The organism is Pontibacter coccineus (assembly GCF_030546575.1).
Taxonomy (GTDB): Bacteria; Bacteroidota; Bacteroidia; order Cytophagales; family Hymenobacteraceae; genus Pontibacter; species Pontibacter coccineus.
This window is the reverse complement of the sequence record NZ_JAUOTN010000005.1, coordinates 330,486-343,392: the sequence shown is the minus strand read 5'-3', so window position 1 is coordinate 343,392 and position 12,907 is coordinate 330,486. Positions and strand designations below refer to the sequence as shown.

Here is a 12,907-nt window from a genome sequence, read left to right as displayed (position 1 = left end):
GCCCCCTTCTTTGTCGAGGGCCCCTACCCCCAAGGGGGACTTTGGTCCATTAGATTGCATTTGTCATTCTGAAAGGAACTTGGTTGAAGAGAGGTTAAGCTAAAGCTAATATACACCCCTGCCCCTCCCAAGAGGTGAATTGAACTTGCAAACAAGTCCCCCTTTGAAGGGGGCAGGAGGATGACATACTACAGGAGAATTCAACTCCTTAAAATGATACAGATAAACTTCTTTCTCAAGAACATTAAGAAATGAATATAACCAAAATATCGATACAGCGCTCAACCATTGTGGTGGTGGTCTTCACGGTCCTCACACTACTGGGTGTTGCGAGCTACCAATCGCTCAACTATGAGCTTCTTCCGAAGTTCAACCCACCGGTACTCACCATATCCACCCTTTATCCGGGCGCCTCTCCTAACGAGGTAGAAAACTCGGTAACCAAGGAGATCGAGGAAGCCCTGTCATCACTCGAGAACGTGAAGACCATGCGAGGCACCTCCCTGGAGAGTTTCTCGATCATTGTAGTGGAACTGAACCAGGGTACTGACGTGGACCTGGCCCTGCAGGATGCGCAGCGTAAGATCAACACCATCCTGGCCAATCTGCCGGATGATGCGGAATCGCCGACATTGAACAAGTTTGACCTCGACGACCTCCCAATCATTAAGATGGGTGCCACGGCCAACATGTCGCCAACTGAGTTTTACGACCTGATCGACAAGAAGATCAAGCCGGAGCTGTCGCGCATACAGGGTATGGCCGCCATCAAAATTCTGGGTGGCCAGGAGCGTGAGATAAAAGTGAACATCGACGCCAACAAACTGGAGGCCTACAACCTCTCTATCCTGCAGGTGCAGCAGAAGATACGCAACTCCAACCTTGACTTCCCTACCGGAAAGATCAAGCAGGAAAGCGGCCAGACACAGATCCGTCTGGCAGGAAAGTTTGCGTCGCTGGACCAGCTGCGCAACCTGATCGTACGCGAAGACCAGAACGGCATCGTGCGTCTGGCGGACGTAGCCGAGGTGCAGGATACGCAGAAAGACATTGAAGTACTGACCCGCGTGAACAGCAACCCATCCGTAGGTATCACCATCCAGAAGCAGTCGGACGCCAACGCCGTAGAGGTAAGCCGTTTGACAAAGGAAGCCCTGGCTGACCTCGAGAAGACGTACGCTGACGTCGGATTGAACTTCAACATCGCCAACGACTCCTCTGACTTTACCCTGGAAGCTGCCGACTCGGTACTCCACGACTTGATGATTGCAATCATCCTGGTGGCGGTAGTGATGTTGCTGTTCCTGCACTCGCTCCGTAACGCGGTGATTGTAATGGTTTCTATACCTGCCTCTTTGGTGGCGACCTTTATTTTCATGTACCTGTTTGGCTACTCGCTTAACCTGATGTCCCTGCTGGCACTCTCGCTCGTGGTGGGTATCCTGGTGGATGACGCCATTGTGGTGATCGAGAACATTCACCGCCACATGGAGATGGGCAAGAAGCCGGCACAAGCTGCTTACGACGGTATCCGGGAGATCATGGCGACCGTTACATCTATCACGCTCGTAATTTCGGTGGTGTTCATTCCGATCGCCCTTTCATCGGGACTGGTATCAGACATTCTGCGTCAGTTTGCCGTGGTGGTGGCGGTGTCTACGATGATCTCACTCTTCGTAGCCTTCACCCTGATTCCGCTGCTGGCCAGCCGTTTCTCACGCCTGGAGCATATCTCGGACAAGAACATCTTCGGACGCTTTATTCTGGCATTCGAGCGCTTCCTGGACAACATCATCGATGGCTTTACTGCCGCTCTGAAGTGGGCCTTTAACCACAAGTTTATCACACTGGGGGTAACGATCCTGATGTTGGTGGCCTCGTTTGCGCTGGTGCCACTCGGCTTCATCGGTTCGGACTTTATACCTGCCGGTGACCGTGGTGAGGTGAGCCTGCAGCTAGAGTTGCCAAAGAACTCTACTGTGGAGCAGACTAACTTTGCAACGCGCCAGGTAGAGCAGTACCTGGATGGTTTTCCGGAAGTAGCAAAAGTATTCACCACAGTAGGTACTACTTCTTCTGCGCAGCAGGGCCAGAACACAGCTTACAAAGCGGAAGTATCGGTTACGCTGGTCGATGTGAAGGAGCGTACGTTCAGCACGGACCAGTTCAGCCGTCAGGCCAAGGCCGACATCGAGAGCAAACTGCCAAATGTGGAAGTAACGCCGGTACCGGTAGGCCTGGTGGGTAACTCACAGGCCCCTATCCAGCTGATCATTTCAGGTTCTAACCTGGACAGCGTGATGGCTTTCTCGCAGCAGGTGATGCGTGTGGTGGAAGGCGTGGCAGGTACTGCCGACGTGGAAATGTCAGTGGAAGGCGGTAACCCGGAAATTGAAGTAGTGGTGGACCGCGACAAAATGGCCAACGTAGGCCTGTCGCTGGAGAACGTGGGTGCGAGCATGCAGCTGGCCTTCAGCGGTAACTCCGACGTGACTTTCCGCTCCGGCACCGAAGACTACGACATCAACATCCGCCTCGACGAGTTTGACCGCCGCAGCGTGACCGACATCGCCAACCTATCCTTCGTGAACAACACGGGGCAGCTGGTGCGCCTGGGTCAGTTTGCCGACATCCGTCAGTCAACTGGTCCTTCTCAGCTCGAGCGCTACAACCGCGTAACATCCATTAACGTGAACTCACAGGTAATCGGTCGTCCGACAGGTACTGTGGGTGCCGACATTCAGGCGCTGATGGAAGAAGTGGACATGCCGGCTGGGGTGAGCATTGAGTACGGCGGTAACCTGAAAAACCAGAGCGAAGGCTTCGGTACTCTGGGTGTTGCCCTGCTTGCCTCGATCATCTTCGTGTACCTGATCATGGTGGCCCTGTACGACTCGTACGTGTACCCGTTGGTGGTATTGTTCTCTATACCGCTAGCGATCATCGGTGCCTTGCTGGCCCTGGCACTGGCGCAGCAGTCGCTGAGCATCTTCTCCATCCTGGGTATTATCATGATGATCGGTCTGGTAGCCAAGAACGCCATTATGGTGGTGGACTTCACCAACAAGCTCAAAGATGAAGGCGTGGAAGTGAAAGAGGCCCTGATCGAAGCGGTGCGTATCCGTTTCCGTCCGATTCTGATGACGACGCTGGCGATGGTGATCGGTATGTTGCCGATCGCGCTGGCAGGTGGCTCTGTGGCCGCAACCAAGAACGGTCTGGCATGGGCTTTGATCGGTGGTCTGAGCTCTTCGATGTTCCTGACCCTGATCGTGGTGCCGATCATCTACTACGGCTTCGACCGCATCCTGGCTAAGTTCGGGCTGGATAAGAAAACGGTTATTCACCTTGAAGATAAGACGCTGGAAGAGCTGGAGCACGAAACGCGTGAGCTCGAAGAGAAGAAAATGTCACACGAGTTTGTGCACTAAAGTCTTATTTTGATTCCCCTCTCCTCCTGTCTCAATAAGAGGCAGGAGGAGATCAGGGAAGCAAGAGGTTCAATATTACTCTTTATTATTAAGCACATGGCAGATCCTAAAACTACCCTTTACAAAGAGGTAATTAATCTGGTGAGCAGGTTAAAAGCAATCGCCCCCCATAAACTATCCGGCCCTAAAGGCCTTTGGGAAAATGGGATGGATATAGTTGATGTTGTAGATATTATTCTGGCCGTAGAGAAAAAGTACAGCATCGTAATTCCGGACGAGGTTCCGGTATACTCAATTGACGATCTGGTGAACTACCTCCAGTTAAGCAAAGCATGTTAGGCAAGTGTATTTCCTAATTGATTTACGCAAAAAAAGGTGCAGGACGTTAACCTGCACCTTTTTTATTGGTGCGACAGTTGCGGTAATGACCGGGCACTGAAAATACAAATAGTAAAATTCTCCCTTATACCTGGTAGCGGTCGTACTTTTGATAGCGGTCGTACTTTCGGTTCTTTCGCTCCTCTTTGCCATACATGTAGTACAACAGGTAGCCTACTGCATAAATCGCCAGTACTGTCAAGATGATAAATATCTCCATAACCCCATGCTTTTTTATCCGAGTTGCCTTATATACGAAAGTTAATAGGTTCTGGCTAATTCTCAATTATTTAGGAAAAAATATTTAAAAATAATCACCATTCGCCTTCTCTTCTGAAGATGGAGACTGTTTTTCGCCCAAAATAAGCCTAAATTGATAAAATAGTTAGTAAATATAGACTTTTATTTATTTCAAAACACAACCTTTATAATAAAACAAAGTTATTATATAAATATTAAATTCATACCTGTGCTACCACTTTCTCTTACACCCCCCTGAACGACGAGTACCAGAACACTTAACCGGAACTGAACCGCTATGCAGCCCAGAACACAAGGAAAGCTATACCTGACTAGTCCCGCCTTTTCGCAGGGTGAGCGGATTCCGACCCGCTATACCTGTGACGGCGAGAACATCAGTCCGCCGCTTGAAATCAGAAACCTGCCTAAATACACGGAAAGCGTGGTGTTAATTGTGGAGGACCCGGATGCGCCACGTGGTATCTGGACGCACTGGTTGGTCTGGAACGTGCCACCCACCAATCTGATCGAAGAAGGCGATGTGCCAGGTATACAGGGTACCAACGATTTTGGCAGACTGCACTACGGAGGTCCCTGTCCGCCCCAGGGTTTGCACCATTACTACTTCCGGATCTATGCGCTGGATGTGATGCTCAACATCAAGGAAGGCACTGGCCGACAAGGACTGCTTCGCGTGCTCGGTCCGCATGTGCTCGCAATGGGCGAACTGATGGGCGTGTACAGCCGCTACAACGTGATGATGGCCTAAGTAAACGGAGCTAACAACAGCCATGGATTGATCCTACGATTGTCGTTAGTAAAAAATTCTATCCTTGTTAGCAATCTTGCGTAAAGTCAATCAGTAAATACCAGACTTATCGCATCAGCTAAACATATCGGAAAGACCATCGCCAAGGTAGTACTGTGGTTCCTCGCCATCGTAGTGGGCCTGTTATTGCTCATTATCATTGCCTTACAAATCCCAAAAGTACAAAATTTCGCTGCTCAGAAAGGAGCCTCATACCTGGCCGGCATGCTCGACACCCGGGTGGAGATCGGGCGTTTTAAAACAGACTGGCGCAATGCCATTGTGCTGGAAGATGTATACCTGGAGGACCAGCAGCAGGATACGCTCTGGTACAGCCAGCGCCTCGGGCTGGACCTTAAGGTATGGTCACTCTTGAGTGGCGGAATCAACATCAGCAAAATAGACCTGCAGCAGGCCACCCTCAACCTGCACATCCGCCCTGACTCCACGTCCAACTTCGATTTTCTGATGGAGGCCTTCGCCACCGATACCACGGCAGCCCAACCTGCCGACTCGACCGGTGCCATGCAGCTGGACCTGGGCCTGATCAACCTCGAGAACGTGTATGTCAACTTCAATGATGAGGCAGGCGGCAACCACATCCGGGCAAGGGTGGGCCAGCTGACCACCACCATGGAAGAACTGAACCTGGAAGAGGAGATCTACCGATTGGATGAAATAGAGCTTCGCAACACAGGTATAAGCTACGTGCAGTCCAAACTACCGCCTGAGACGGAGCCGGAGCCCATCACCTTTGAATTTGACATGAACGGCGTGGAAGTGGAGAATTTTGCCCTGAACTACGTCAGCATTCCGGCATCACAAAGCATCGAGCTGAAGTTAGGCAAATCGGAACTGGCCGTGGAGGACATTGACCTGCCCAACGCACGCATCGACCTGCGCAGCTTCGACCTGCACGATTCCAAAGTGCTCTATGTGCAGAAGAAAATGGTACCGACCGACTCGCTGGCTGTGAACCCGGCCGAGACGGTGCGCAAACTGGACGAGTCGGTAGAAAAGACGCAGGGCCAGCCGGTGAAGTGGGCCCTTAACCTGGGTAAGCTGAACGTGAGCGGACTGGAAGCAGGTATGGAGAATGCCGATGCACCACGACAGGCCCGCGGGATGGATTACAACCACCTGCGCTTCACCAACATCGAACTGGATGCTGAAGATGTCAGGTATAGCCTGAACCAGATGGGCATGCAGCTCAACCAGCTTAAGCTTCAGGAAAAGAGCGGCTTCCGGATTAACAATTTTCAATCCGACATCACCCTCGACTCCACACATGCCCGGCTGGCCGACCTTGATCTGCAGACTGTCCACAGCCACATCAGCAAAGACCTGGCGCTGCGCTATACCTCATGGGCAGACCTGACCGATAACCTGGATGCCGTGCAAGTGGATCTCGACATCGACAACAGTCGTATCGGCATGCAGGATGTGCTACTGTTTGCTCCCGACCTAACCGATAATCCTTCGTTCCGCAAGATCGCTAATTCTACCATTCGCCTCGACGGACGCGCACAGGGGCCGCTGGATAACATTCACATTCAGCAGTTGCAGGTAGCAGGTTTGCAGGGCACCACCGTGAATGTGAGCGGCAACGTGCGTAATGCCATGGACCCGGACCGCCTGGCCATGAATCTCAACATCAACCGCCTGGCCACCACCCGCACCGACATCCTGGCGCTGGCTCCTCCGGGCACCATTCCACCTGAGGTCAGGATCCCGAACAACCTGAGCATGACGGGCAGGTATAGCGGCACACTTACCAACTTCGATCTGAATGCAGCGATCAGAAGCTCCTTTGGCAACCTGAATGCCGTCGTGGACATGGACGAGGGACCGGCGGGCGCCGAGCCTTTCCGGGCGACGGTCAAAACAGCGGGCTTTGACCTGAAGCAACTCTTTACGGAAGACTATGGTGTGGGACGTGTGGCTTTTGAGGCAACAGCCAAAGGCACGGGCTTAAGCCCTGAAACCATGCGCGCAGATGTGAAGGCCCACATTAAGGAGGCCAACTACAACAACTACGCCTACAACAACGTGGACGTCGACGCACGCATCGACCGCAACCTATACCAGGTAGCAGCCCGCGCCCGCGACGAGAATCTGAACTTTGACCTGAAAGGCGACTTTAACATGCGCAATGCCCAGCGGGGTGAGTATGTGTTTGACCTGGACCTGAAAGGCGTAGACCTGAAAGCCCTCAATTTCTATGAAGAGGAGCTCGGCGTGCGGGGCCAGTTGCGCGGTCGCTTTGCAGGAAAGGATGCCAGTGACATCAGCGGTACGCTGGAGGGCGACAACGTACGCGTTCGCCTGCAAGGCGTCTCCTACCCGATCGACTCGCTGCAATTGACGCTGAACCAGAAAATGCCCGGCACTGCCATCGCGCTGAACTCCAGCATCCTCAACGCCGATATGCGCTTTGCCAATGACCTGGGCGAGCTCCCGACTGCGCTGGCCAAACATTTCTCCGCTTACTTCGACCTGCAACCTGATCCGCCTTTCCCGGCTAACCTCAACCTGGGCGACTTTGAAGCTACGATGCTGGTTCGCCGACCGGACATCATTGCCTCCTTTGTGCCTGGTTTAGAAGAACTGTCGGTAAATGGTCCCATCACGGCTTCCTACAACGGGGAGACGCAGGTATTTGCCATGGACGCGAACGTGAGCAAGCTAACCTATACCGAGTATAACGTACAGGATGTGGCACTGCAGCTACGGGGCAACCGGGAGCAAATGGGTTACAACCTGGGCGTGCGTGAAATCCGTTCCCCTTCCCTGCTGCTCAACAATGTGAGTCTGAACGGGGCGGCCCGCGACAATGACCTGACCCTGCGCCTGGCCATGGCCAATGCGGATAGTGTGGAGCGATTTGTGATTGGCGGTGTGCTCAATAGCCTGGGGCCGGGCTACCGTTTTTCCTTCAATCCGGAACAGCTCGTCATCAACAGCGAACCCTGGTCAGTATCAAAAGACAATTTCCTGCAGTTCGACACCAACCTGCTCTATGCGCAGAACATCCGCCTGGAGCGCAATGGCAATTTCGTGCTGCTCAACAGCACCGGACCGGTGAGCCCGAATGCACCGCTGCAGGTGGAGTTCGGCAACTTTGAGATCGGCCAGATCATGGCCTCTTTTCAGCAGCAGGACAGCGTGATGACGGGCGTGCTGAACGGTACCGCAACGTTGACCGATATCATGGCCGGTAATCCGGCCTTCACGGCGGACATGACCTTGTCTAACTTCGCCTACACAGGTATACCGATCGGGGACATTGCCCTGAAAGCCAACACGGCGGGCGCCAACCGCTACAACCTGAACCTGGGGCTGACCGGCAATGGCAACGAAGTGCTGGTAAGTGGCACGTATGAAGTAAAGCCTGAAACGAGCCTGCTCAACCTCGACGCCAACATTGCCAACCTGAACCTGGCCTCGTTCGGCGGCTTTACCCAAGGCATGGTGGATGAACTGGCCGGTAGCGCCAATGGCAAACTCCGCATCACAGGCACACTGGCGCAGCCCGCTATCCGGGGTGGGCTGGATTTTAACCAGGCGCAATTCAACCTGACCATGCTCAACTCGCTCTATACCTTACAAAACGAGCGTCTGGAGTTTACGGAGCAAGGCATCAGCATGCGCGACTTCACCCTGACCGATACACTGGGCAATACGCTCGATATCAACGGCAACATTCTGACACAAAACTACACGGACTATACCTTCGACCTGCGCGCGCGAACGGACCGGTTCCTGGCCATGAACTCCACCGCCAACGACAACGATCTATTTTACGGCAACGTGCAGATGGCCATGAAAGCCAGTATAACAGGCAGTATGATGGCGCCTAACATTGAGGTATTCGTGACGGTGCTCGATGGCTCCACGTTCACCACCGTGATCCCGGCCGATGGGGTGGCCGCCGCTGAGCGCGAAGGGGTCGTCGAATTTGTCACGCTCAATGACTCCCTCAATGCCATTCTCGCAAGGACGTTTGAGGAGACTACGTCCGCTGGTTTTATGGGTGCCAATGTCGACGCGCAGATCACCGTAACCGATGCCACTACCGTTACCATTGTGATCGATCCGACCACAGGTGACAACCTGGTCGTTCGTGGCAACGCTTCCCCCCTGTACATCGGCATTACGCCGAGCGGACAGATCAGCATGAGTGGTCGCTATGAGATTACGGAAGGCATGTACAGCATGGACTTTTATGACCTGGTGTCCCGCAAACTCGAGATCGCCAAAGGCAGCTACATCAACTGGACCGGCGACCCGTTGCAGGCCAACATGCAGATCTCTGCCATTTACAGAATTGATGCCGCGCCAATGGAGCTGGTGGCCAACCAACTGGACGCAGAGGCGGGAGAGCTCAACCGTTTCCGCACGCAGTTGCCTTTCGAGGTATATGTGAACCTGAACGGGGAGTTGCTCAAACCTGAGATCGGATTTGATATTCAACTGGAAGAGCAGCGCCGCGGGGCCTTGGATGGCACGGTGGAAGCACGCCTGGGGGCCTTGCGCCAAAATGATTCTGAACTCAACAAACAGGTATTCTCGCTGCTGGTTTTGGGCCGCTTTCTGGCAGAGGACCCACTGTCGAGCTCCGGTGGTGGCGGGCTGGGCTCTACTGCCCGTAACAGCTTAAGCCAGGTGATGACAGACCAGCTCAACCAGCTGACGAACCGCTATGCAGGGGGACTCGGGCTGGAGCTAGGCGTGAGTTCCTACGAAGACTACTCCTCCGGTTCAGCCGAGGGCCGCACCGACCTGAACGTGGCACTCCGCCAGCAGTTCCTGGATGACCGCCTGACGGTGCGTGTTGGTGCTGACATCGGGCTGGAAGGCCAGAGTGAGCAGCAGCGCAACATGAGCGGCTTCGGCGGGGACGTATCGGTGGAGTACTCGCTCACGAAAGACGGCAGACTGCGCGTGCGCGCCTTCCAGCGCAACCAGTACGAGGGCTTCCTGGAGGGGGACGTGCGGGCCACCGGCGTGGGCCTGATCTTTGTGCGCGACTACGACAATTTCTCCGACCTCTTCCGAAGCCTGGAAAGCAGAGGGGCACGCAGAGAAGAACGTCGCATGGAGGAGGCCATTAAGTTTAACCAGCGTGAGAAACGCAAGGAAGAGCAGGAAGCTGAAGAGAAAGTAGAAGAAGTCGTAAAAGAAGAACAAGAATAAGCCACTTATGACCACAGCCTTACGCTATACCTTATTTGCTTTATGTCTGGCGCTGAGCTGGGTACTGCCCGGTTGCAGCAGCACGAAAACGGTACCGAAGGGCGATGCCCTGTTTGCCGGCTATGAGGTAAAGGTGAACGATGAGGAGGACAGCAGCAAGCGCGGCCCGGAACTGGAAACAGAACTGAGCAACACGGTTCGCCCGAAGCCCAACGCCTCTATACTTGGTATGCGTCCCAAGCTTTGGATCTACAACGCTTTTTACACGGAGAAAGAGAAAGGCCTGAAGAACTGGATCCAGGATAAACTGGGTGAGCCGCCGGTATTGCTGTCGGAGGTGGACACGGCCAGCATCAACGAAGTGATGCGCGCGCGCCTGCACAACCGCGGCTACTTTTACAACACCGTGCAGAGCGACACCACCATCAAGAAGAAAAAAGCCACCATTGCCTGGAAGGCAACAGTGCATGAGCCTTACCGCATCCGCAACGTGGCCTATACCCTCAGCGACTCCCTGCCCATACATGCCGAGATCAGGCAGCTGCAGGCCGGCTCACTGATCAAGCAGGAAGAGCCCTACGATCTGGATAAAATGATTCTGGAAAGGACCCGGATAGACCAGGCGCTCAAAAACCGTGGCTACTTCTTCTTTGCACCCAATATGCTCATTTTCAGTGCCGATACCACAGTGGGCAACAAAGGCGTGGATGTAGTCCTGCGCCTGAAACATGATATGCCCGCACCCGCCCTGCGCTCCTATAAGATCGACGACATCTTCATCAACGCTAACTTTGTTCTGAACGACAGCCTGTCCGTGAGTGATACGCTGCGTTTTGAAGGTTACAACTACATTCCGAACGAAAACTATGTGCGGGCGAAGCATATTGTTCCGGGCCTTTTTGTGGCGAAGGACAGTCTATACAGCCGTCGCAACCACCTCCTGACGGTGAGCAGGCTGTCGGGCCTGAGTGCCTACAAGTTCGTGAACCTGCAGTACGAGCGCGATACCTTGAAAGAGGACCGCTTGGACGCCTTTATCTTTATGACGCCTGACATGAAAAAATCGCTTAGGGCAGAGGCGCAGATGGTAACCAAATCCAATAACCTGGCGGGGCCCGGTATGTCTGTTTCGTTTCGTAACCGAAATGCCTTTAAAGGATCGGAGATGCTGACCGTAAATTTCACAGGACGCTTCGAGAACCAGGTCGGGGGCCAGCGGGTCGTCAGCAGTGGCGAGTCGCCCGAGGAGAACCCGGTCGGTCTCAGTTCCTACGAGCTTGGGGTACAAACCAGCCTCACTTTCCCCAGGCTGGTGGCTCCCTTCAACCTACCCAACCTGCGCTCTGCCTTTGTGCCGAATACGCGCATTACGCTGGGGTACAATTTCCTGAACCGGGTGCAGTTCTTTCAGATGAACTCCTTTAACGCTTCTTATGGGTACAACTGGCGTCCCAAGCAAACGATCACGCACGAATTCACTCCGATCAACCTGCAGTATGTGCGCCTGGGGAAACAGACGGAAGAGTTTAGCCAACTGCTCGCTGACAACCCATTTTTAAGAAGCAGTTTTGAGGAGCAGTTTATCATCGGATCCATGTACCAGCATACCTTCAGCACGCTGAGTCTGGAGAACAAAACGCACCAGTTTTTCAATGCCACTACCCTCGATGTGTCTGGTAACCTGGTGAGTGCGGTGCAGTCGCTGCTGGGGAGCGACAAACGCGATGATGCCTCGGAACCTCCCGTTCCACCGCGCACCATCTTCAGTCAGCCGTATTCGCAATACACGCGCCTTGAAAACGACTTCCGTTACTACTTCAACTTCTCTAAACTGAGCCAGCTGGCGACGCGCCTGGTTGCAGGTGTGGGTTACCCGTATGGCAATTCCCTGACCATGCCCTACGTGAAGCAGTTCTCGATTGGGGGACCGAACAGCATCAGGGCCTTTCGGGCGCGCAGCATCGGGCCAGGCACCTACAACGTGCCGGATGCCCTCGCCTTCTCATACTTCGACCAGGTGGGTGATATTAAGCTGGAGGCGAATGCCGAGTACCGCTTCCCTATTTTCGGGTTTTTCAGGGGAGCCATTTTTGTAGACGCCGGTAATATCTGGCTGATCAATGAAACCTACGACAAGAACGGGATTCTGGATAAGCCCAAGTTCAGGGCCGGCAACCTGTTCCAGGAGCTGGCTGTAGGGACGGGCTTTGGCCTGCGTGTGGACATTGAGTTCTTCGTGATCCGCTTCGACCTGGGTATACCGGTGCGCGTGCCATACCTGCCCGAAGGCGATCGCTTCGTCCTCGACGATTTTCGCTTCGGTTTCAACCCCAAACCGGGCGAACACGGCATGGTGCTCAACATAGCCATCGGCTACCCCTTCTAAAACAGGTATAAGGAATAGCGGCAGGTATAGCAATCGTATTCAGAGGCTATACCTTATACCTGCCTATACCTGTGTTACAGGATGTCGAGCACTTTTTCAGGTGGCCGGCCGAGGGTGGCTTTGTCGCCTTTCACTACAATCGGGCGCTCGATCAGGATGGGGTTCGCTGCCATGATCTGGAGCCACTCCTCGTCGGAATAGCTTTTGCCCGCGAATTTTTCTTTGTATACCTGCTCGCCTTTGCGCAGCACCTGTTCCGGCTTCAGGCCCAGTTTGCGGAGCACGACTTTTAGTTCTTCGGCAGAGGGCGTGTCTTTCAGGTATTCCACTACCTGTAGTTCCTCTCCTTTTTCACGCAGCAACTCCAAAGTCTGGCGGCTCTTACTGCATTTGTTGTTGTGATAGATCGTAACCATTGCTAAAACTCAGTTTACTCAAAGATACGTAAAAGCCTCCGATAGGCTAAGG

The 12,907-nt window shown here is 53.7% G+C and carries 7 protein-coding genes; 5 read left to right on the top strand and 2 right to left on the bottom strand.

Annotated features, from left to right (window positions below; genetic code table 11):
- Nucleotides 1–251: 251 nt before the first annotated feature.
- Together Q4E40_RS14155 and Q4E40_RS14150 are read left to right on the top strand one after the other, a co-directional pair.
- Complete coding sequence (locus Q4E40_RS14155; RefSeq protein WP_303413047.1) at nucleotides 252–3,431, top strand: efflux RND transporter permease subunit; 3,180 nt, start codon at nucleotides 252–254, stop codon at nucleotides 3,429–3,431.
- Nucleotides 3,432–3,527: 96 nt separating this feature from the next.
- Nucleotides 3,528–3,770, top strand: coding sequence for an acyl carrier protein (locus Q4E40_RS14150; RefSeq protein WP_303413045.1), 243 nt, complete (start codon nucleotides 3,528–3,530; stop codon nucleotides 3,768–3,770).
- 124 nt (nucleotides 3,771–3,894) lie between these two features.
- Here the strand turns inward: Q4E40_RS14150 and Q4E40_RS14145 are convergent, their stop codons facing one another.
- The gene (locus Q4E40_RS14145) at nucleotides 3,895–4,029 is read right to left on the bottom strand and encodes a hypothetical protein (protein ID WP_303413044.1); all 135 of its coding nucleotides are present in this window, start codon (nucleotides 4,027–4,029) and stop codon (nucleotides 3,895–3,897) included.
- 318 nt (nucleotides 4,030–4,347) lie between these two features.
- Here Q4E40_RS14145 and Q4E40_RS14140 point away from each other — a divergent pair, with 318 nt between their 5' ends.
- The 3 genes from Q4E40_RS14140 (at nucleotide 4,348) to tamL (ending at nucleotide 12,439) form a co-directional block, all read left to right on the top strand.
- Nucleotides 4,348–4,818 carry a YbhB/YbcL family Raf kinase inhibitor-like protein gene (locus tag Q4E40_RS14140; protein ID WP_303413043.1) on the top strand — a complete coding sequence of 157 codons (471 nt, stop codon included), beginning with the start codon at nucleotides 4,348–4,350 and terminating at the stop codon, nucleotides 4,816–4,818.
- A gap of 108 nt (nucleotides 4,819–4,926) precedes the next feature.
- On the top strand, nucleotides 4,927–10,053 hold the full coding sequence (locus tag Q4E40_RS14135; RefSeq protein WP_368411173.1) for a translocation/assembly module TamB domain-containing protein: 5,127 nt from the start codon (nucleotides 4,927–4,929) through the stop codon (nucleotides 10,051–10,053).
- 7 nt (nucleotides 10,054–10,060) lie between these two features.
- On the top strand, nucleotides 10,061–12,439 hold the full coding sequence (gene tamL / locus Q4E40_RS14130; RefSeq protein WP_303413042.1) for a translocation and assembly module lipoprotein TamL: 2,379 nt from the start codon (nucleotides 10,061–10,063) through the stop codon (nucleotides 12,437–12,439).
- Between the two features lie 74 nt (nucleotides 12,440–12,513).
- Here tamL and arsC read toward each other — a convergent pair whose 3' ends face one another.
- Nucleotides 12,514–12,855 carry an arsenate reductase (glutaredoxin) gene (gene arsC, locus Q4E40_RS14125; RefSeq protein ID WP_303413041.1) on the bottom strand — a complete coding sequence of 114 codons (342 nt, stop codon included), beginning with the start codon at nucleotides 12,853–12,855 and terminating at the stop codon, nucleotides 12,514–12,516.
- Nucleotides 12,856–12,907 lie beyond the last annotated feature (52 nt).

Bases quoted from the DNA above. Each gene is read 5' to 3' on its own strand.
- Q4E40_RS14140 (WP_303413043.1), top strand. From the start codon at position 4,348: ATGCAGCCCAGAACACAAGGAAAGCTATACCTGACTAGTCCCGCCTTT.
- Q4E40_RS14150 (WP_303413045.1), top strand. From the start codon at position 3,528: ATGGCAGATCCTAAAACTACCCTTTACAAAGAGGTAATTAATCTGGTG.
- Q4E40_RS14145 (WP_303413044.1), bottom strand. From the start codon at position 4,029: ATGGAGATATTTATCATCTTGACAGTACTGGCGATTTATGCAGTAGGC.
- arsC (WP_303413041.1), bottom strand. From the start codon at position 12,855: ATGGTTACGATCTATCACAACAACAAATGCAGTAAGAGCCGCCAGACT.
- Q4E40_RS14155 (WP_303413047.1), top strand. From the start codon at position 252: ATGAATATAACCAAAATATCGATACAGCGCTCAACCATTGTGGTGGTG.
- tamL (WP_303413042.1), top strand. From the start codon at position 10,061: ATGACCACAGCCTTACGCTATACCTTATTTGCTTTATGTCTGGCGCTG.